Origin of the sequence: Plantactinospora endophytica (genome assembly GCF_016862915.1) — a bacterium.
Taxonomy (GTDB): Bacteria; Actinomycetota; Actinomycetes; order Mycobacteriales; family Micromonosporaceae; genus Plantactinospora; species Plantactinospora endophytica.
On sequence record NZ_BONW01000025.1, the window covers coordinates 47,675 to 65,962 of the forward strand.

The following is an 18,288-nucleotide window of genomic DNA, read 5'->3' on the forward strand; positions in this document are numbered from 1 at the left end:
CGGACCGGCCCAGCCGGCGCACGGCCTAGCGGTCCAGTCTTCACCGGTTCCGTTACGCAGACGTTACGTGAACTAGACCGGAACCGATGCGCGGGGTGGCACGGCCTGCGTGCTTACTGGCTGTTCGTCCCAAACATAACCCGGACCGGCTCGGCTGTCCGCCGAGCGGGCCAGGCGGCTGGTCGGCTGGCGGAGCGGCTGGACGCGACGAGGGTGAGCGCCACCACGGCCGTCGCGCTCCGGTGCGCCGGGCCGGACCGGACCGGCTGCGGCAAGATGGAGTCATGCCGAGCTTGCGCATCGCCCTGGCCCAGGTCAACCCCACCGTCGGCGATCTGGCCGGCAATGCGGCCCTGATCCGGGAACGGTCCCGGCAGGCCACCACGGCCGGCGCGCACCTGGCCGTCTTCCCGGAGATGGTGCTGACCGGCTATCCGGTGGAGGACCTGGTCTTCCGGGACTCGTTCGTCGCCGCCTCCCGGGCCACGCTGGACCGGCTCGCCGCCGACCTCGACGCCGACGGCCTCGGCGGGCTGCCGGTGCTGGTCGGCTACCTCGACGCCGACGGCCCGGCCAGCGCCAACGCCGAGGCCACCCCGAGCCGGGGGCCGCGCAACGCGCTCGGCGTACTGCACGGTGGGCGGGTGGTGGCCCGCTACTTCAAGCACCACCTGCCGAACTACGGAGTCTTCGACGAGGACCGCTACTTCGTGCCGGGCGACACCCTGACCGTGGTCCGGATCGGCGGCGTCGACGTCGCGCTGACCATCTGCGAGGACCTGTGGCAGGCCGGCGGCCCGTTCACTGTCGCCCGCCGCGCCGGGGTCGGGCTGGTCGTCAACATCAACGGCTCGCCGTACGAGCTGAACAAGGACGACGTACGCCTGCCGCTGGTCCGCCGCCGGGCCGCCGAGGCCGAGGCGACGGTCGCGTACGTCAACACCGTCGGCGGCCAGGACGAACTGGTCTTCGACGGCGACTCGATGATCGTTGCGGCCGACGGCACGCTGCTGGCCCGCGCCCCGCAGTTCGTCGAACACCTGCTGCTGCACGACCTCGACCTGCCCGACGCCCGCGCCGACACGCCCACCGGCACCGAACCGGCCAACCCGGTCCCGGCCGGCGCACCGGAGGACATGGCCATCACCCGGGTACGGGTCAGCGACGGCCTGCCCGCCCCGACCGGCCCCCGGGCCACCGGCGGCGTCACCGAGCCGGTGGTCGACGAGGGTGAGGTGTGGCAGGCCCTGGTGGTCGGACTGCGCGACTACGTCGACAAGAACGGCTTCCGCTCGGTGGTACTCGGCCTCTCCGGCGGCATCGACTCCTCGCTGGTCGCCGCGATCGCGGTGGACGCGCTCGGCCCGGAGCGGGTGGCCGGGGTCTCGATGCCCAGCCAGCACTCGTCGGAGCACTCCCGGGACGACGCCGCCGAGTTGGCCAAGCGGACCGGGCTGGACTACCGGGTCGAGCCGATCCAGCCGATGGTCGACGGCTTCCTGGCCAACCTGTCGCTCTCCGGCATGTCGGTGGAGAACCTCCAGGCCCGGGTACGCGGGGTGCTGCTGATGGCGCTGTCGAACCAGGAGGGCCACCTCGTGCTCACCACCGGCAACAAGAGCGAACTCGCGGTCGGCTACTCCACGCTCTACGGCGACTCGGTCGGCGGGTTCAACCCGCTCAAGGACGTCTGGAAGAGCCTGGTCTGGAAGCTGGCGAACTGGCGCAACGCGGAGGCGGTCCGGCGCGGCGAGACGCCGCCGATCCCGGAATCCTCGATCCGCAAGCCACCGAGCGCCGAACTGAGCCCCGGCCAGCTCGACAGCGACACCCTGCCGGACTACTCCGTACTCGACGCGATCCTGGTCGGCTACGTCGACGGCGACCAGGGCCGGGACGACCTCGTCGCCGCCGGGCACGACCCGGAGGTGGTGGACCGGGTGCTCCGGATGGTGGACATCGCGGAGTACAAGCGCCGGCAGTCCGCGCCCGGTCCGAAGATCTCGATCAAGGCGTTCGGCCGGGACCGCCGGCTGCCGATCACCAACCGCTGGCGGGAACGGAGCTGATTCGCCGGACCCTCCTCCCGGGTGTGAAAACCTGCACTCTTCCCTGCCGGAGCCGCCCCGTGCGGTGGGACGATCGGCACAGACCCGGGGACCGCGAACGCGGCCTCGAGGCGAGAGGAGACAGCGATGTCCGAGCAGGAGATGGCGTCCGCCCAGGCCGAGGTGGCGACACTGTACGGCGGTCCGGCGACCCGACGGGTACGCGCCCGTGACCTCGTCGCCGCCAAGGAGCGCGGTGAGCGGTGGCCGATGCTCACCTCGTACGACCAGTACACGGCGGCGATCTTCGAAGAGGCCGGAATCCCGGTACTGCTGGTCGGCGACTCGGCCGCGAACAACGTCTTCGGCTACCCCACGACCGTGCCGGTCACCGTCGAGGACCTGCTCCCCCTGGTCCGTGCCGTGGTACGCGCCACCAGCTACCCGCTGGTCGTCGGCGACCTCCCGTTCGGCTCGTACGAGGAGGGGCCGACCCAGGCGCTGCGCACCGCCGTACGGTTCATGAAGGAGGGCGGCTGCCACGCGGTGAAGCTGGAGGGCGGCCGGCAGGTGGCCGAGCAGATCCGGGCGATCAGCGATGCCGGCATCCCGGTGATGGCGCACATCGGGTTCACCCCGCAGCGGGAGCACACCATCGGCGGTTACCGGGTGCAGGGCCGGGGCGACGCCGCCGACGAGGTGGTGGCGGACGCGCGGGCGGTCGCCGAGGCGGGGGCGTTCTCGGTCGTCCTGGAGATGGTGCCGGGCGAGGTGGCCAAGCGGATCACGCACGAGCTGACGATTCCGACCATCGGCATCGGGGCCGGCCCGGACACCGACGCCCAGGTGCTGGTCTGGCAGGACATGGCCGGGCTGCGGTCCGGCCGGATGCCGAGGTTCGTGAAGCGCTACGCCGACCTGCACGGCACGCTCACCGAGGCGACCCGGCGGTTCGCCGCCGAGGTGCGGGGCGGCGAGTTCCCCACCGCCGAACACACCTTCTGAGATCGCCGGCCGGGTGGGAGGGCCGCGCTGCCCGGCGTACGGGTGGCCCTCCCGCCGGGCCGGACCGACCGCCGGGGAACGGATGGCCGACAGGCGGGCGACCCTCAGACGTCGGTGACCCGGATGCCCGCGTGGGCCTTGTAGCGCTTGTTGATAGCGATCAGGTTGGCGGTGAACGCCTCGACCTGGTGCGCGTTGCGTAGCCGGCCGGCGTAGACGCCGCGCATCCCGGGAATCCGGGCGGCGAGCGCGCCGACGATGCCGACCAGCTCCCGCTCCTCGGTGCAGATCAGCACGTCCAGCTCGATCCGGTCGATCTCCGGGTCGGCCAGCAGCGGCGCGCTGACGTGGTTGAAGGCCGCGCAGACCCGGGATTCCGGCAGCAGCGCCGCCGCCTGCTGCACGGCACTGCCCTCCTCGACCCGCAACGGGTACGGGCCCTGCTTGTCGAAGCCGAGCGGGTTGACGCAGTCGACGACCACCTTGCCGGCGAGCGGCTCGCGCAGTGCGGCGACCGTGTCCCGGTGGCCGTCCCACGGCACCGCGATGACGACCACGTCCGACCGGGCGGCCACCTCGGCGTTGTCGCCGCCGGCAACGTCCGCGTCGGTCGGCATCCCGGGCAGGGTACGCAGTTCCGCCGCCGCCTGTTCGGCACGGGCCGCAGTGCGGGAGCCGATCAGGATTCGCTGACCCGCCCGGGCCAGCCGGTAGGCCAGGCCCCGTCCCTGGTCGCCGGTGCCGCCGATGATGCCGACGGTCAGTCCGCTGACGTCCGGCAGCACACTCGCGTCATATGCCATGCCGGAATCCTCGCAGACCGTGCGGCACACCGGCGGCACCGGGCCGGGTCACGGTGTCGTACCCGAGGGGTGGCGGCGCACCGGAACGCCCCGGAGGACGTCCCGGTGCGAACTCAACCGATCATCTCCCGCGCGGTCGACCTGGTGGCCTTCCGCGCCGGCGCCTTGGCCGGAGCCTTCCGCGCCGCGGCCTGCTTGCCGGGCGCCTTCCGGGCGGTGACCTTCTTCGCCGACGCGGCGGTGGTCCGCTTCGTCGCCGTACTCGCCCGCTTCGCCGGGGCCTTCTTGGCCGTCGCCCGCTTGGCCGGGGCCTTCTTCGCGGTCACCCGCTTCGCCGGCGCCTTCTTCGCGGTCGCCCGCTTGGCGGGGGCCTTCTTCGCGGGTGCCTTCCGGGCGGTGACCTTCTTCGCCGCCGCAGTGGTGGTCCGCTTCGCCGCCGTGGTCGTCTTCCGCGCCGCGGCGGTGGTCTTCTTACCGGCCGCCGTGGTCCGCTTCGCCGCGCCGGTGGTCTTCGCGCCCGTCGTACGCTTCGCCGCGCCGGCGCGACCCGCCGCCGCCCGCGTGGTGGTCTTCGCGGTGGCCTTCTTCGCCGGCGCCCGCTTGGCCGGTGCCTTCTTCGCCGGCGCCTTCTTCGCCGCCGTCGCGCGCTTGGCCGGGGCCTTCTTCGCCGGGGCCTGCTTGGCTACCGACGAACTGGCGGCCTTCCGGGCCGGGGTGCCCTTGCTGGCACCTACGGTCCGGCTGCGCGCCGCGGTCTTCTTGCCGGCAGCGCTTCTCGCTACCGAACGGGTGGCCCTGGTTGCTTCGGCCATCTGTGTTCCTCCTTGCGGGACATGCTCTCGGGGGTCTCCTCGCGGAGCACCACGGAGTTTCTCGACGCGGACTGTCGCCGCGCCGGTCTAGCGCTCCTCCCCGGCCCAGCGGGCATCCTCGGCGTCCCACGCTTCGTTGCGCTGCTGCACTCGTTGCAGCGCCTGCTCCGCGTCGGCTCCCGAGGCATACGGACCGAGCACGTACCTCGCCGGGCATACGTCGGCACCGGTCTCGACCCGGTGATGACGGATGCACCAGAAGTACTGCACATCACTCCCGCTGTCGCTCATGGGGTAACTGTGCACGGCAAACCGACCAAGCGCTACCGTTTCGCGCAAAATGACAGCGAGACTTCCACAGTAGACCCCATCCGATAACCGTCACCGGGTAAACGGCAAACTGCCGCCGTACGGGGGAAAGGCATTCTGTGCCAAGGGATTCACCGCTGTCAGCGGCCCGCGTACGTGGTGCCGGTCGGCCGCGTACGGGCGCGGAAAAATTTCCACGCCGAAGCCCCGCCAGTCCGCCCCGTACCCGCCTTCATCGCCCTGACCTGCCACTTCGCGGCGCGGAATGGAGCACAATTCGCGGTGTGGGTGGCGTGCGACAGGTAGCGGGGACAGGACGGCTCGGCCGTGTCCTGTCAATCGTCGCGTTGGCCATTCTGCTGCTGCTCGTCGGCAGCGCCGGGCACACCATTATGCGTATCGCGACCGAGCCCTCGATCGAGGAACGGGCCCGACAGGAAGCGGTACGCCAGGCGGCCGTCATCGGTGACGCACTGGTGCACGGGATCGGCGACAGTGCCGCCGCACTCGGCGAGACCGCCGGGCGGAGCGGACGGGTCGACGTACTCAGTGTCGACGGCACCGACCGGCGCCACTCCCCCGGCGTACGACTGGTGTTCCGGGTGCACGTGACGATGTCCCGGCCGGGAATGGCCGGCCGTAGGCAGACCGAGGTGCGGATCTGTTTCCGGCAGGTCGTCGACCGGGAGCGCGCGGACTTCTCCCGCATGGAGGTGCCATGCCCGGACACCCTGCTGCCCGGCATGACGCCGACGGCGGTACCGAGCCAACCGGCGGGCCAGCCGGCACCGGCGCCCGGCACCGCCCCGGTCGAGGTGCCCACCCCGGCCGCCGGACCGGGCCGCTGAACGCAGCCGTCGACCGACTCCTCCGGGCCGGACAATCCGGCCGAGGGCCGGCTTGGTTAGGGTCCTCGGCATGGCTGTCCCGGAGTACGTCGCGCGGATCCGCAAGCTCGTCGGGCACGAACTGCTCTGGCTGCCCAGCGTGAGTGCCGTGGTCTGCAACGACGCCGGAGAGCTGCTGCTCGGCCAACGTGCCGACGACGGTCGCTGGTCGGTCGTCAGCGGCCTGGTCGAACCCGACGAGCAGCCCGCCGAGGCACTGGTCCGGGAGGTCCTGGAGGAGACCGGCGTACGGGTGGCGCCGGAGCGGGTGTCGAGCGTGCTCGCGCAGCCGCACACCTATCCCAACGGGGACCAGTGTCAGTTCCTCAACATCGGGTTCCGCTGCCGACTCGTCGACGGTGTCGCCCGGGTCAACGACGACGAGTCGCTCGCCGTCGGCTGGTTCGCCCCGGACCGGCTGCCGCCGCTCGACGAACACGCCCGGACCACCATCACGCACGCGCTCGCCCCGGCGACCGCCGCGAGCTGGTTCGCCCCGGACTCCTCCGTCTTCTCCTGGAGCGCCCCGGCCTGACCCGCCCCGGCCGCCGGCCTGCTTGGCGCTGATCACCGAGTACCGGGTGCTGTCCGGTCCACTACAGATCGGCGCTCCGAGCGGTATGCGCCCCTGACCGGTCGTCAGTCCCGACCGGCGGCAGCCGCCCCCGGCCGCTCCGCCCAGTACGTGTCGAGCCGGTCGGCCAACTCGATCGGGTGACCGAGCATGCCGAGATGGTCCCCCGGCATCTCGTCCGGCTCGATGCCGAGCCGCTCCCGCGCCGTACGCCGGACAAAGTCGGCGGGCAGGAACCGGTCGTCCCGGTGTAGCAGCACCCGGGTCGGCACCTCGGGCCACGCCGCCACCGGCACCGGGTCGCCGAACGGCTTCTCGGCCTGGTGCCGGGTGCGCTGGAACACCTCGGCCGCCAACGCCGGTGGCAGGTCGTTGGTGAACAGGCCCGCCATGTCGTCCTCGGCCCGGCCGTCGCGGGCGTCCTGCTCCTGCCGTGCCTGTGCGTACCCGGTGTTGGCCCACCAGTCGCCGGGCGCCTCGCCGGGCCGCGGTATCTGCGGTCCCAGCAGCACCAGCAGCTCCACCGGTATCCGGTCGCAGACGACCGGGGCGGTGAAGGCGCCGAACGAGTGCGCGACCACCGCCAGCCCGGTCCGGTCGCCGACGGCCGTCAGCACGGCGTCGGCGTACTCCGACAGGCCGGCGGTGTCGTCGTCGCAGGGCAGGTCGACCGGCACCACGTCGTGTCCCCGGGCCCGCAACTCGGCGACCAGCAGGTGCCAGCACCACGAGTCGGCAGCGGCACCGTGGATGAGTACGTAGGTCGGGGGCATCATCTGGTCCACGGCACGGACTCTATGGCGTACCTGTGACAGCCGGCGCCGGCTCGCTCCCGCCCACACCCGTCCGGGGCACGGCACTGGCCGGTGAAATCCGGTGGCGATGTTCGGAACGATGTCGTACTCTCGCCGCGCCCGACTCTTCGAGGAGGTCGACCACATGGCGATCATGGATATCGGCGCAGTAGCCGCCACCGCCACGACGCGCGGCAACGCCCCGAGCTGACCTCCGGCTCCGGACACTCGCTCCACCGGCTCCCGCCGGCCCTCGGCCGGTGCGCCGTCCGTCTCCTCGCGTCGTAGCGGTCCCCGCTGGCCACGGAAGTCTTCTCCGTGCCGCCAGCCGTTGGCGCCACGGATCCGGCGCCGTTCGCACCGCTGATTGCGCTGAACCGAGGAGAATTTGTGGACTCCGCGACATCCTTCGCGCCGCTGACTGCGGCCGAGGGCGGACCAAGTCAGGTAATCCGTACCGGTCAGATCGTGCGGCGCGCCGCACGGCCCTGGACCCGTACCGTGCACGCCCTGCTGCACCACCTGGAGGAGGTCGGGTTTCCCGGCTCACCGTGGGTGGTCGGTACCGGCATCGACGGCAACGGCAACGAGATGCTGACGTACGTCGAGGGCGACATCGGCCATCCCCGGGCCTGGACGGACGAGGGAATCTGGCAGGTCGGCCGGCTGCTGCGCGACCTGCACGCCGCCACCGCGAGTTTCCGGCCACCGCCGGACGCGCGGTGGCAGCCGTGGTGGATGCACCGGGCAGGACCCGACTCGGTGATCGGACACTGCGACGCCGGCCCGTGGCACGTCGTGGCCCGGGCCGGTCGACCGGTGGCGTTCATCGACTGGACCCTGGCCGGCCCGGTCGACCGGCTCGACGAGGTGGTCGCCACCGCGTGGTGGAACGCCCAGTTGCACGACGACGACATCGCGGCACGGCATCACCTGCCTGCGCCCGCCGACCGGGCCCGGCAGCTTCGGCTGTTCCTGGACGGCTACGAGTTGCCGGCGGCGGACCGTGCCGGCCTGGTCGGTCGGATGATCGAGTTCGCGGTACGGGACTGCGCCGCCGAGGCGACCCGGGCCGGGATCACCCCGGACTCGACCGATCCGGCACCGTTGTGGGCCATCGCCTGGCGAGCTCGGGCCGCCGGGTGGATGATCCGGCACCGTACCCTGCTCGACCGCGCCGTCACGGGCGGCTGAACGACACCGGGGCCGCCGGCGCGTTCCGCGCGCGTCGGCGGCCCCGGCCCGCAGTCCTTGTTCAGCTCGCCGGGGCCGCGATCGGCTTGCGCATCCGGACCAGTCGCACGGGTACGCCGCCGGCCGGGTCCTCGACCTGCTCGACCGGTACGAACCCGGCGGCCTCGTAGAGTGGTCGGCCGGCGAGCGTCGACATCAGTTCGAGCATCCGGAAGCCCTCGGCGGCGGCGGCTTTCTCGCAGCGGGCCAGGATCAGCCGGCCGACGCCCCGACGGACGAAGCTCGGGTGGGTGTACATGCCCCGTACCTTCGCCGGGTCCCGGGCCGGGTCGAGCAGGGCCGGGTCGCGGCCCTGGGAGTGGTCACCGCCGTAGAGGGTGGCCCGACGACTCCAGCCGCCGCAGCCGGCCAGGCTGCCGGCCGACTCGACCACGAAGTAGGTCCCGTCGTCGACGAGTTGGGTGTCGATGCCCATGATCGAGCGGCTGGACGCGATCTGCGCCTCGTCGAGGAAGCCCTTCTGCAACTCGCCGATCGCGGCGTCGATCAGCGGCAGCAACTCCGGCAGGTCCGCCCGCCGGGCGAGCCGACTGGTCAGCGCCATGCCCCTCCTCGCCGATGCTCCGGTCACGGCTCTCTTCGCAGGTGCGCCCGTCATTGCCCTCGTCGCAGGTGCGCCCGTCGTTGCCTGCCTCGCGGGGGTGCGCAGTGCGTCCGGTGCGCCATTCAATCAGCCCCGCTCCGCGCCCCCGTCGGCACCGTCCCGAGGCCCGATCCGATACGTCATCGACACCCGCAGCACGGTCCGGCCGTCGTGCCGGTGGTCCGGGCTGAGCCCGAACTCGACCCGCCGGCCGTCGACCATTCTGGTCCAGGGGCCCGTCGAGACCCTGCCGTCGCCGACCGGCCAACCGTGCCGCCCGGCCAGCTCGCGGTAGAACTGCTCGATCTCCTGGCGGGGAGGTTCCGAGCCGGCCGGATATCCCCAGATGCTGACGGCACCGCCGTGCCAGTCGCCGGCGCCGAGGCTCTCGCACGGCTCGGCGTACCGGGTCGATTCCAACTCCATTCCGGCCGGCGCCCGGGTCATCAGCGGGTCCGCCGCGAGCGCCGCCGCGAACGCCCGCTCCTCGGCCGCGCAGACCGGGCGGCCCGGCGGCTCGGACAGTTCCTGCACCAGCCGCACTCCGACCACGCAGGCCGCGCCCAGCGCCACCGTCGCGGCCAGCCCGACCAGGCGCGTCAGCATTCCTCTGCCCATGACCGCCCCCGCTGTCTGTTCCGGACATCGCGTGACGACCATAGGGAGGGTGGTGTGAGGAAGACGTGAGTAGCCGACCGCTGCGTCTCGATGCCGCCCCGGCGCCGACGGATGCCTTCCGCGCCTGCGATTGCCGGTCGGCGCGATGTGGCCCGGCAGCCGCCTGTCGAGCTGCCCCGCTTGGGCACCCGGCCGTTTGGGGTGGCTCGATAGAAGGTCCACCGGTCGGTCTTTCGCAACTCGCCCGGTCGAAGGTCCGTCGTTCCCCGCGCTGGTGGTGGAACGTCGCCGAGATGTTCCGGTTCAGCTTGGCTGCGGAATGTCCGGCTCGGTTGGCTCCGCCGGGGTACGAGCGGCGGCGACGATCTGCTCCAGCGCGCCCGCGTGCCGCTGAAACGCGTACCGTCCCTGTGCGGTGAGCTGGACGAAGGTACGCCGTGCCCGGCGCTGCTGGTCCTTGCGGACGATGACGTATCCGGCCTCGGCCAGAGCCGAGACGTGCTTGGACAGCGCCGAATCGCTGGTCCCGATCGAGTCCCTGAGGAAACCGAAGTCCACCCAGGCCGCCGGGGCCAGCAGTGCGACGATCGACAGTCGCGCCGGAACGTGCAGAAACTCGTCGAAGCGGGGGTCCATCAGGCGAGTGCGCTCGTACGCAGCACGATCGCCCGGAAGACCCGACGACTCAGGGGCGCTGTCGCGACATAGGTGACGGCGGTGGCGGCAGCGGCGAGCGTGCCTTGGGACAGCAGCCCCTGCGGGGGCAGAGCCAACCACGCCCAGGCGGCGATCCGGAAGACGCCGAACAGCAGCATGAGCCCTGCCGACAGGCCCACCCAGAACAGCCCTTCCAGGGCGGTGGGCTTGCGCTGCACGAGCGCCCGGTGCTCGTGCACGATCCCCACACCGAGGAAGAGTCCGAACCCGAGCAGGAGGGTGGCGGTACGCCAGGGGTTCTGGAGGTCGACAGACGCCAAGCCGACGAAGAGCCCCAGCGCCGCGAGCAGGACGTAGGAGCGGGTGGGGCTTTGGCGGACGATCTGCTCTCGGGTCGCGTCCTGCATGCGGTGGATGTCGTCGAGCGAGAGCTGGGCATCGTGCGGGTTCATGGAATCCATCGTTGATCACACGACTACTTTCCCGCAAGGAAAGCAGTCGTGGCTTTCCTCACAGGAAAGTGGTCGTCGAGGGCGGTCCTCCACGCCTTGCGCCGCAGCTCGCTGCTTCGGCTGTCAGCATGCGTCCTTTCCCAGGCGCGCGAACTCGTCGAGGGAGACCTCCTGCTGCACCTCTTCGCCAGCCTCGGTGGTCGTGATCAGGATCGATCCGGGTTCCAGGCCGGACAGTTCGGCGAGACGGAAGGTCACCGAGACGGAGGTGAAGCTGCTGTTGCCGGCGACCCCGTACGTGCGGAAGGTGGCATGCGGGTCCGGGACCGGTTCGGGCGGAAAGCCGGCCAGGTGAACGGTTGCCGGAGAAGTCGACCCGCGCGGCACGTCGTACTCTCGTCCCGGCCAGTCCGGCCAGTTCACGGTAGATGCCGACACACCGGATGGGGCGGGCGAAACCCCGTCTCTCTCGGCAAAGAGAATCACGACATCCGGCGGCCGATCCGCGCACCAGGCCAGAGCCGCGAGCAGCCGGCCGTCGGTGTCCACGGTCAGGCCGGTCACACCCTTGATCTCGGGTGTACATGCGGTCAACCCGGTCAGTATCAGCAGGGCGGCTGTCGACGAAGCGGCGATCCGCCGCACTCTCGTCCGCGTCGGTACGGCCATTCTCGAAGGGTCGCAGCACCACGTCGACCTACGACCTCGGCCCGGTCTCAGCTCGATGTCGGAAGCGAGAACCGGGGGCAGCAAGGTCCGCCTCCGGTGCGGCGACAGCACGTCAACGGCGATGACCGAAGCCGCCGACCCGGGTACGACGGACGAGTCGACCTGTACGCCGGATTTTGTGCCCGGCACGCACCGTTGCCGATGGTGCCGGCGGCGGTCATCCATCTCGGCCTACCGTTGCCGGCAGGCTCCAGCGGCCTACCCGCAGACATCGGGCGGGCAGCCCTCGAACGCCTGCGCGGACCGTTGCCCTTCGGCGATGGTCCTCTCTTGGCCTTGCTCCGGGTGGGGTTTACCGAGCCATCCCGGTCACCCGGGATGCTGGTGGGCTCTTACCCCACCGTTTCACCCTTACCGAACCGGTCGATCGGCACGTTTCCGCGCAGTTCGCCCCGTCCGGCGGTCTGTTTTCTGTGGCACTGTCCCGCGGGTCACCCCGGGTTGCCGTTAGCAACCACCCTGCCCTGTGGAGTCCGGACGTTCCTCGGCGGCGGGCTCGCGCTCCGCCGACGCGACCGCCCGGTCGACTCGTCCGTCGCGTACCCAATCGTAGCGATGAGCCCGAAGAGCGATCCACCCGGCCGGTCCCCGGTACGTCCACGAGGGGGAACCCGGCAGGGCATCGAGAGGGCGGCATCGGCGCCGACTAGCCTCGACTGGCTATGGAAGTTCCCGAGGCGCTGCTGCTGCTCGCTGCCGGGCTCGCCGCGGGGATGGTCAACGCGGTGGCCGGCGGCGGCTCGCTGATCACCTTTCCCGCCATGATCGCGGTCGGGCTGCCGCCGATCGCGGCGAACGTGAGCAACTCGATGGCGGTGTGCCCCGGTTACCTGGCCAGTGTGTTGGGCAGCCGGGCCGACCTGCCGGACCGCCGCTGGCTGCTCCGGCTGGTCCCCGGCACGGTGCTGGGTACCGCCGCCGGCTGTGCGCTGCTGCTCTCCACCCCGGCCCGGGCGTTCGAGCTGGTCGTACCGTTCCTTGTGCTCGGCGCGACGGCCGTGCTGGCGTTCCAGGAGCAACTCCGTCGGCTGGTCCGGCAGCAGGACGGCGGCAGCAGCGGCCCGCTCCGGCCCGGGCTCGCGGGCAACGGTACGGCGGTGCGCAGCCCCGCCCGGCAGACGGTCGGGCTGCACGCGATGATCGTGGTCGGCGCGGTCTACGGCGGATACTTCGGGGCCGCTCTCGGGGTGATGCTGGTGGCCGGGCTGGCTCTGGTGCTGGACGAGACGCTGACCCGGGTCAGCGCGATCAAGAACCTGCTCTCCGCAGTGGTCGGGCTGACCACGATCGTCGCCTTCGCCGCCTTCGGCCCGGTCAACTGGACCGCCGTCGCGGTGGTCGCCCCCGCGACCATCGTCGGCGGGTACGCGGGTGCCCGGCTCGTCCGTCGGCTGCCGCCCGAGGTGCTCAGGACCGTGATCGTCGTCTTCGGTACGGCGATCGGCCTGCTGCTGCTCTACCGCGCCTGGACGTGACTCCGACCCTGAGCAGCCTTCACGACGACTTGCGTCGCACGGGGTAGCGCCGACGGACCTGGGTCAGCATCCAGCCGAGGAACGCCACCTCCAGCGCGCCGAGGACGCCGACCAGCACCATCTCGACCATCTGCCGCGCACCTCCGGTCCGGATCGGCTCGCCCGTCGCTTCGCTCACGCTAGCAACACGCGTCGCCGGGCGCCCGGACGAAAGAGCCCCGTGGCCGGGTCGGCGTACCCGAATGTCGGGCCGCCGCCCTGGCCACGGGGCTCTCCCCGGGGGGCGGGTGGTGCGGTGTCGGTGTGTCGGGCCGGTCAGACCTTGGGGGCGGGTTCGGTCGGCTCGCCGGCCACCTCGGCCGACTCCCTCGGGCTGGGTACGAGCCGGGGGTCGCCCTCGTCGGCGAAGTAGTCGTCCTGCTCGGTACCGTCGATCCCCTCGGCCACCTTGGCGGCCCGCAGGATCAGCGTGACGATCGCCGCGACCAGCAGGTTGACCACGACCGCGACCAGACCGACGTAGATCGTCCTGGTCGAGCCCTCGAAGCCGAACTTCTCCAGCGGGAACGCGGACCCGCCGAAGTGCGCCCGCTTCGTCGCCGGGTTCGGGATCTGGTAGAGCATCCACATGCCCAGCCCCATCCCGGCCGCCCAGCCGGCGACCAGGGCGCCCCGGTGGAACCACCGGGTGTAGAGGCCGAGGGCGACCGCCGGCAGCGTCTGGAGGATGATGACCCCGCCGATGAGCTGGAGGTCGATCGAGAACTGCGGGTCGAGGAAGACGATGCAGGCGACCGCACCGATCTTCACCACCAGCGACGTGATCTTGGAGACGTTCGCCTCCTGCGCCGCGGTGGCGTCCTTGCGCAGGTACTCCTTGTAGATGTTCCGGGTGAACAGGTTGGCCGCCGCGATCGACATGATGGCGGCCGGTACCAGCGCGCCGATCCCGATAGCGGCGAACGCGATCCCGGCGAACCAGCTCGGGAACTGCTGCTCGAACAGCAGCGGTACCACCGTGTTGTTGTCCACGGTGCCCTCGGTCGCCCCGGGCAGCGGCGTGACCCCGGCGGCGATGGCGGCGTACCCGAGCAGGGCGATCAGGCCCAGCAGCAGGCTGTACGCCGGCAGCGCCGACATGTTCCGCTTGATCACGTCCCGGCTCCGGCTGGCCAGTACGCCGGTGAGGCTGTGCGGGTAGAGGAAGAGCGCCAGCGCCGAGCCGAGGGCCAGGGTGATGTACTGCAACTGGTTGTTGGCGTTGAGCGTGATGCCGTCGTTCGGTGACGGGCTGGCGTCGAACTTCGCATCCGCCGCGTCGAAGATGCTCCCCCAGCCGCCCAGCTTGTACGGCAGGTAGATGATCGCCACCAGGATCACGATGTAGATCAGTGTGTCCTTGACGAACGCGATAAGCGCGGGTGCCCGCAGCCCGGACTGGTAGGTGTACGCGGCCAGGATGGCGAAGGCGATGATGATCGGCAGGTGCCGGGCGATGGTGCTCTCCCCGGTGACCCCCATCGTCTTGAGTACCGCCTCGATGCCGACGAGTTGGAGCGCGATGTAGGGCATCGTGGCGACGATCCCGGTGATCGCGATGATCAGCGCCAGGGTCGGCGAGTCGAACCGCTTCCGGACGAAGTCGGCCGGGGTGACGAAGCCGTGCCGGTGCGACACCGACCAGAGCCGGACCAGCACCAGGAAGACCAACGGATAGATGATGATCGTGTACGGCACGGCGAAGAACCCGGCCGCGCCGGCCCCGAACAGCAGCGCAGGTACGGCCACGAAGGTGTACGCGGTGTAGAGGTCGCCGCCGACCAGGAACCAGGTGATCCAGCCGCCGAAGCTCCGCCCGCCGAGGCCCCACTCGTCGAGGTGGTTGATGTCCTTCGGTGCCCGCCACCGGGCCGCGATGAAGCCCATCGCGCTGACCAGCAGAAACAGCACCGTGAAGATGATGATCTCAGTGAGATGGTCCTGCCACACCGCCGGTCACCCCCGCTTCTTCGTCATCTGGTACACCACGGTGGTGGTGCCGACCCCGAGCAGGATGAAGGCCAGTTGGAGCCAGTAGAAGACCGGGAAGCCGAACAGCCGGGGCGAGTCGGTGTTGAACAGCGGCGTGATCAACGGCACCACGATCGGCAGGAAGAGCAGCCAGTTCCACGGGCTGTGGTCCTTGGCCCGCGATCTCGACACCACCTCGGCTGCCGGCGTTGCCGGCGTCTCGGAGTCGCTCATGCCGGCACCCCGCTTCGCTCCGTACCGTCCTGAGACTCGTCGGCGCCGAGTTCGATGATTCGCTCGCTGCGTTCACTCATGCCGGCACTCCGCTTCGCTCCGTACGTCCTGAGACTCGTCGGCGCCGAGTTCGATGATTCGCTCGCTGCGCTCGCTCATGCCGTCTCCTCGCTGCGCTCGGCCCGGTGACCCACCTGCTCGCGTCCGGCCGTCGTTGACCTACACGTGCCGCCGGACGTTAGGGCAGAGTGACAGCGGTCACGTCGACGAAAAGGGACTGGTGCGCCCAACGGCGACCACCGTGCGCCGAATGGTGATCAACAGACCAAATAAGGTCACACTAAACGGTCTTATCAGGCTAAAAAATACATCGAAGTACGACGATTGCTCTTGATCCGTGCCCGGCCGGTTGCCATGCTGGCCGGGTGCCGCGATTCCCTTCGTACGACAGCACCGAACTCGCGTACCACGTCCTCGGATCCGGGCCGCCGTTGGTCTGTCTGCCCGGCGGGCCGGCCCGGGCAGCCAGCTATCTCGGCGACCTCGGCGGGCTGAGTCGGGAACGGACACTGCTCAAGCTCGACCACCGGGGCAGCGGCGAGTCGGCGACCCCGGAGGATCAGGCGAGCTACCGGTGCGAACGCCTGGTCGACGACGTGGAGGCGTTCCGGGTCCACCTCGGACTGGACCGGATGGACCTGCTCGCCCACTCGGCCGGCGGCAACCTCGCGGAACTCTACGCGGCCCGGTACCCGCACCGGCTGTCCCGACTCGTACTCGTCACCCCCGGCCTGCGCGCGGTCGGCGTACAGACGGCCGGCTTCGCCGAGGCGATCGCCGCCCGCTCCACCGAGTGGTGGTATCCGGAGGCGAAGGCGGCGATGGACGCCTGGCAGGAGGCGGCGAGCCGGGGCGCCGGACCGGACGAGGTGAACCCACTGCGAGTCGGCGCCGCGCCGTTCGCGTACGGCCGGTGGGACGAGCGGGCCCGGCTGCACGCCGAGGCCGACCAGTGGGAACGGCCGGAGACGGCGTCCGCCGGGTTCTACGACGGGTTCGCCCCGGACACCTCGGCGGTCCGCGCCGCCCTGGCCGGACTCGACGCCCCGGTGCTGGTACTGGCCGGCGGCCTCGACCCGGCACCGACCCCGCAGGCGGCCCGGGCGCTCGCCGCACTCTTCCGCAACGCCGAGACCGTGGTGCAGGACGGTGCCAGCCACTTCCCCTGGCTCGACGACCCGGCCCGGTTCGTCAAGACGGTGCTCACCTTCCTCGGCGAGGAGCCGGCGACCCACGGCAACGCCCCACACTGACCCGACCACACCGAACGGTCTGGTCTGCGCCGCCAGTTCCACCGTCGGAAACGTCGGAGCCTGCTCCGGCGAGCCGGGGTCGCGTCGGTGTTTCCCACCCTTCGAGCGGTGCCGACCTCCCGTCGGTCTGTCGAATCTTCCTGCCCCTGGACCGCGCACCGGCTCGGCCGGTCACGCAACCTTTTCGGACCCTCGATTCGTACGCCTGAGGTGACGTCCAAGGTAAAAGGGGTTGGTTGATGCCGGAGCCGGAGAGTTTTGATGACTTCGTCCGAGCCTGCTCTCATCGGCTGTACCGGGTCGGGTGCCTGCTCACCGGGGGGAACCGGGCGCAGGCGGAGGACCTGGTCGCCGAGGCGCTTGCTCGGGTCTACCTGGCCTGGCCTCGGGTGCGGTCCGGAGACGCGTTCGGTTACGCCCGACGCACCATCGTGAATCTGCACACCGACTGGTGGCGTGGGCTGCGGCACCGCCGTGAAGTGCTCACCGACGAGATGCCGGACGTTCCCGGCGGTACGGACCAGGGTGGCCAGGTCGTACGGCGGGACAGCGTCGTCCGCTCGCTTCGCCGACTCACCCGACGCGAGCGGGCCGTGGTGGTCCTGCGTTACTTCCTCGACCTGACCGAGCAGGACACCGCAGCCGAGTTGGGCGTCTCGCTCGGAACGGTGAAGAGCACGAACGCCCGCGCCCTGGCGAAGCTCCGGGTGTCTCCAGACCTCGTCGAGCCGGTGAGGTCCACCGACCCACCGATCCGAACGGTTGTCCCAACACAACCCCGGGAGTCCTGATGAAAGACATCGATGACCTGCGTCATGCTCTCGAAGCCGAGACTGCGAACCTGACAGTCGACATCCCGGTCGGACGTATCCGTCGCCGAGCCCGCGGCGTGCGGTTTCGGCAGGGGGCAACGCTGGCTGCGGCGGCTGCCGTCGTCGCGGCGGTGGGAGTCGTACCCGTCGTCATGACGGTGGGCGGTTCGAGCCCCGCGTCCGATGCCGTCGGACAGGTCTCCGGGGCGTCACCATGCCCGACTCTGTCCTCCGACAATCCGGGGGGCGAACTACAGACGCTCGGCCCGCTGGTCGAGACGGGTGCCACCCTCGACGCGCCGAACCTCGACGCGCGGTACGACGTACTGATCGGCCTGGTCGGTACCCGTGATCAGCCCGGCTTCGTCGTCGCGTTCCGGGACCGGCACACCCGCGTGGTCCAGGTCTGGGACAACCACGGGCTCGGACGTGATTCCAGCGGGGACTTCGCGGGAAAGCGAGCCGGGGAGCCGGCGCACCAGTTCTTCAGCGCTCAACTCGCTCTCGGGCCGGACAGGGTGCTCGACGTCGGGTTGTACAGCAGGGCGGCGCACCGGATCACCGTCTCGTCCGAAGGCCACCCGACGGACGCCGAAAGCACCCGGAACACCGCCACCGGGTGGACGTTCTTCTGGGTCCAGCGTTCGGCCCGGCCGCTGCCCCCGGACCGCTTCACGTCCCCGGGGGATTACCAGGGACCCGAGAAGGTGACGGTCGCCGCCTACGACGCCGCCGGCCGGCCACAGCACACCGACTCGGGCGGTCCACACGTCGGCGGCGGTGTGCAGAACCCGAGGGACGGTTCGCCGTCCGCGCAGGTGACGCCCTCTCCAACCGCACCGGCCTGCCCGACCGGGGTGGTCCCGAGCTAGCAGCCGGCACCCGAGCCCACGGAGTCCCGGGATCCCGCCACCACCGC

At 70.9% G+C, this 18,288-nt stretch carries 21 protein-coding genes and 1 other RNA gene; 9 read left to right on the plus strand and 13 right to left on the minus strand.

Going from position 1 to position 18,288, the window contains the following annotated elements; genetic code table 11:
• Positions 1-284 precede the first annotated feature (284 nt).
• Positions 285-2,069, plus strand: a complete 1,785-nt coding sequence (locus Pen02_RS25580; RefSeq protein ID WP_203868643.1) for an NAD+ synthase — start codon at positions 285-287, stop codon at positions 2,067-2,069.
• Between the two features lie 126 nt (positions 2,070-2,195).
• Entirely contained in the window at positions 2,196-3,053 is an 858-nt protein-coding gene (panB, locus tag Pen02_RS25585; protein ID WP_372445667.1) for a 3-methyl-2-oxobutanoate hydroxymethyltransferase, read from the plus strand.
• Positions 3,054-3,157: 104 nt separating this feature from the next.
• Here the strand turns inward: panB and npdG are convergent, their stop codons facing one another.
• The 3 genes from npdG to Pen02_RS25600 all read right to left on the minus strand — a co-directional run bounded on the left by npdG (position 3,158) and on the right by Pen02_RS25600 (position 4,959).
• Positions 3,158-3,856 carry an NADPH-dependent F420 reductase gene (gene npdG / locus Pen02_RS25590; protein ID WP_203868644.1) on the minus strand — a complete coding sequence of 233 codons (699 nt, stop codon included), beginning with the start codon at positions 3,854-3,856 and terminating at the stop codon, positions 3,158-3,160.
• 113 nt (positions 3,857-3,969) lie between these two features.
• Entirely contained in the window at positions 3,970-4,668 is a 699-nt protein-coding gene (locus Pen02_RS25595; RefSeq protein ID WP_203868645.1) for a histone, read from the minus strand.
• A gap of 87 nt (positions 4,669-4,755) precedes the next feature.
• Positions 4,756-4,959: a hypothetical protein gene (locus Pen02_RS25600; protein WP_107261704.1), complete on the minus strand. Its 204-nt coding sequence runs from the start codon at positions 4,957-4,959 to the stop codon at positions 4,756-4,758.
• Between the two features lie 365 nt (positions 4,960-5,324).
• On the opposite strand from Pen02_RS25600, the gene Pen02_RS25605 reads away from it, so the two are divergent.
• Together Pen02_RS25605 and Pen02_RS25610 are read left to right on the plus strand one after the other, a co-directional pair.
• Complete coding sequence (locus Pen02_RS25605) at positions 5,325-5,825, plus strand: hypothetical protein (RefSeq protein ID WP_203868646.1); 501 nt, start codon at positions 5,325-5,327, stop codon at positions 5,823-5,825.
• A 70-nt stretch (positions 5,826-5,895) separates the two neighbouring features.
• Entirely contained in the window at positions 5,896-6,399 is a 504-nt protein-coding gene (locus tag Pen02_RS25610) for an NUDIX hydrolase (protein WP_203868647.1), read from the plus strand.
• A 104-nt stretch (positions 6,400-6,503) separates the two neighbouring features.
• Here the strand turns inward: Pen02_RS25610 and Pen02_RS25615 are convergent, their stop codons facing one another.
• Positions 6,504-7,214: an alpha/beta fold hydrolase gene (locus tag Pen02_RS25615; RefSeq protein WP_239141301.1), complete on the minus strand. Its 711-nt coding sequence runs from the start codon at positions 7,212-7,214 to the stop codon at positions 6,504-6,506.
• 408 nt (positions 7,215-7,622) lie between these two features.
• Here Pen02_RS25615 and Pen02_RS25620 point away from each other — a divergent pair, with 408 nt between their 5' ends.
• The gene (locus Pen02_RS25620) at positions 7,623-8,426 is read left to right on the plus strand and encodes an aminoglycoside phosphotransferase/kinase family protein (RefSeq protein ID WP_203868648.1); all 804 of its coding nucleotides are present in this window, start codon (positions 7,623-7,625) and stop codon (positions 8,424-8,426) included.
• Positions 8,427-8,487: 61 nt separating this feature from the next.
• On the opposite strand, the gene Pen02_RS25625 is transcribed toward Pen02_RS25620, so the two are convergent.
• The 6 genes from Pen02_RS25625 to rnpB form a co-directional block, all read right to left on the minus strand.
• Positions 8,488-9,030, minus strand: a complete 543-nt coding sequence (locus Pen02_RS25625; RefSeq protein ID WP_203868649.1) for a GNAT family N-acetyltransferase — start codon at positions 9,028-9,030, stop codon at positions 8,488-8,490.
• Between the two features lie 126 nt (positions 9,031-9,156).
• Positions 9,157-9,675, minus strand: coding sequence for a hypothetical protein (locus tag Pen02_RS25630; RefSeq protein ID WP_203868650.1), 519 nt, complete (start codon positions 9,673-9,675; stop codon positions 9,157-9,159).
• A gap of 315 nt (positions 9,676-9,990) precedes the next feature.
• Entirely contained in the window at positions 9,991-10,323 is a 333-nt protein-coding gene (locus tag Pen02_RS25635; RefSeq protein WP_203868651.1) for a winged helix-turn-helix domain-containing protein, read from the minus strand.
• Positions 10,323-10,796, minus strand: a complete 474-nt coding sequence (locus tag Pen02_RS25640; RefSeq protein ID WP_203868652.1) for a hypothetical protein — start codon at positions 10,794-10,796, stop codon at positions 10,323-10,325. The genes Pen02_RS25635 and Pen02_RS25640 overlap by 1 nt, the downstream gene beginning before the upstream one ends.
• Positions 10,797-10,919: 123 nt before the next feature.
• A complete protein-coding gene (locus tag Pen02_RS25645) occupies positions 10,920-11,465 on the minus strand; it encodes a hypothetical protein (protein ID WP_203868653.1) in 546 nt (181 codons plus the stop codon).
• 149 nt (positions 11,466-11,614) lie between these two features.
• An RNA gene (gene rnpB, locus Pen02_RS25650) (RNase P RNA component class A) lies at positions 11,615-12,056 on the minus strand.
• A 131-nt stretch (positions 12,057-12,187) separates the two neighbouring features.
• Between rnpB and Pen02_RS25655 the strand changes: the two genes are divergently transcribed.
• The gene (locus Pen02_RS25655) at positions 12,188-13,000 is read left to right on the plus strand and encodes a sulfite exporter TauE/SafE family protein (RefSeq protein WP_203868654.1); all 813 of its coding nucleotides are present in this window, start codon (positions 12,188-12,190) and stop codon (positions 12,998-13,000) included.
• Positions 13,001-13,019: 19 nt separating this feature from the next.
• Here Pen02_RS25655 and Pen02_RS25660 read toward each other — a convergent pair whose 3' ends face one another.
• The 3 genes from Pen02_RS25660 to Pen02_RS25670 form a co-directional block, all read right to left on the minus strand.
• Entirely contained in the window at positions 13,020-13,178 is a 159-nt protein-coding gene (locus Pen02_RS25660; protein WP_203868655.1) for a hypothetical protein, read from the minus strand.
• Positions 13,179-13,315: 137 nt separating this feature from the next.
• Positions 13,316-14,989 (minus strand): monocarboxylate uptake permease MctP, encoded by a 1,674-nt coding sequence (gene mctP, locus Pen02_RS25665; RefSeq protein WP_203868656.1) that lies wholly within the window; start codon positions 14,987-14,989, stop codon positions 13,316-13,318.
• A gap of 6 nt (positions 14,990-14,995) precedes the next feature.
• A complete protein-coding gene (locus Pen02_RS25670) occupies positions 14,996-15,244 on the minus strand; it encodes a DUF3311 domain-containing protein (protein WP_203868657.1) in 249 nt (82 codons plus the stop codon).
• 425 nt (positions 15,245-15,669) lie between these two features.
• On the opposite strand from Pen02_RS25670, the gene Pen02_RS25675 reads away from it, so the two are divergent.
• The 3 genes from Pen02_RS25675 (at position 15,670) to Pen02_RS25685 (ending at position 18,241) form a co-directional block, all read left to right on the plus strand.
• Positions 15,670-16,557: an alpha/beta fold hydrolase gene (locus Pen02_RS25675; RefSeq protein ID WP_203868658.1), complete on the plus strand. Its 888-nt coding sequence runs from the start codon at positions 15,670-15,672 to the stop codon at positions 16,555-16,557.
• A 239-nt stretch (positions 16,558-16,796) separates the two neighbouring features.
• Positions 16,797-17,348, plus strand: a complete 552-nt coding sequence (locus Pen02_RS25680) for a SigE family RNA polymerase sigma factor (protein ID WP_203868659.1) — start codon at positions 16,797-16,799, stop codon at positions 17,346-17,348.
• 98 nt (positions 17,349-17,446) lie between these two features.
• Positions 17,447-18,241, plus strand: a complete 795-nt coding sequence (locus Pen02_RS25685; RefSeq protein WP_203868660.1) for a hypothetical protein — start codon at positions 17,447-17,449, stop codon at positions 18,239-18,241.
• The last annotated feature ends 47 nt before the right edge of the window (positions 18,242-18,288 follow it).

Coding starts and splice junctions, on each gene's coding strand:
- Pen02_RS25580 (WP_203868643.1), top strand. CDS start 285: ATGCCGAGCTTGCGCATCGCCCTGGCCCAGGTCAACCCCACCGTCGGC.
- panB (WP_372445667.1), top strand. CDS start 2,196: ATGTCCGAGCAGGAGATGGCGTCCGCCCAGGCCGAGGTGGCGACACTG.
- npdG (WP_203868644.1), bottom strand. CDS start 3,856: ATGGCATATGACGCGAGTGTGCTGCCGGACGTCAGCGGACTGACCGTC.
- Pen02_RS25595 (WP_203868645.1), bottom strand. CDS start 4,668: ATGGCCGAAGCAACCAGGGCCACCCGTTCGGTAGCGAGAAGCGCTGCC.
- Pen02_RS25600 (WP_107261704.1), bottom strand. CDS start 4,959: ATGAGCGACAGCGGGAGTGATGTGCAGTACTTCTGGTGCATCCGTCAT.
- Pen02_RS25610 (WP_203868647.1), top strand. CDS start 5,896: ATGGCTGTCCCGGAGTACGTCGCGCGGATCCGCAAGCTCGTCGGGCAC.
- Pen02_RS25615 (WP_239141301.1), bottom strand. CDS start 7,214: ATGATGCCCCCGACCTACGTACTCATCCACGGTGCCGCTGCCGACTCG.
- Pen02_RS25625 (WP_203868649.1), bottom strand. CDS start 9,030: ATGGCGCTGACCAGTCGGCTCGCCCGGCGGGCGGACCTGCCGGAGTTG.
- Pen02_RS25630 (WP_203868650.1), bottom strand. CDS start 9,675: ATGCTGACGCGCCTGGTCGGGCTGGCCGCGACGGTGGCGCTGGGCGCG.
- Pen02_RS25635 (WP_203868651.1), bottom strand. CDS start 10,323: ATGGACCCCCGCTTCGACGAGTTTCTGCACGTTCCGGCGCGACTGTCG.
- Pen02_RS25640 (WP_203868652.1), bottom strand. CDS start 10,796: ATGAACCCGCACGATGCCCAGCTCTCGCTCGACGACATCCACCGCATG.
- Pen02_RS25645 (WP_203868653.1), bottom strand. CDS start 11,465: ATGGCCGTACCGACGCGGACGAGAGTGCGGCGGATCGCCGCTTCGTCG.
- Pen02_RS25655 (WP_203868654.1), top strand. CDS start 12,188: ATGGAAGTTCCCGAGGCGCTGCTGCTGCTCGCTGCCGGGCTCGCCGCG.
- Pen02_RS25670 (WP_203868657.1), bottom strand. CDS start 15,244: ATGAGCGACTCCGAGACGCCGGCAACGCCGGCAGCCGAGGTGGTGTCG.
- Pen02_RS25680 (WP_203868659.1), top strand. CDS start 16,797: ATGCCGGAGCCGGAGAGTTTTGATGACTTCGTCCGAGCCTGCTCTCAT.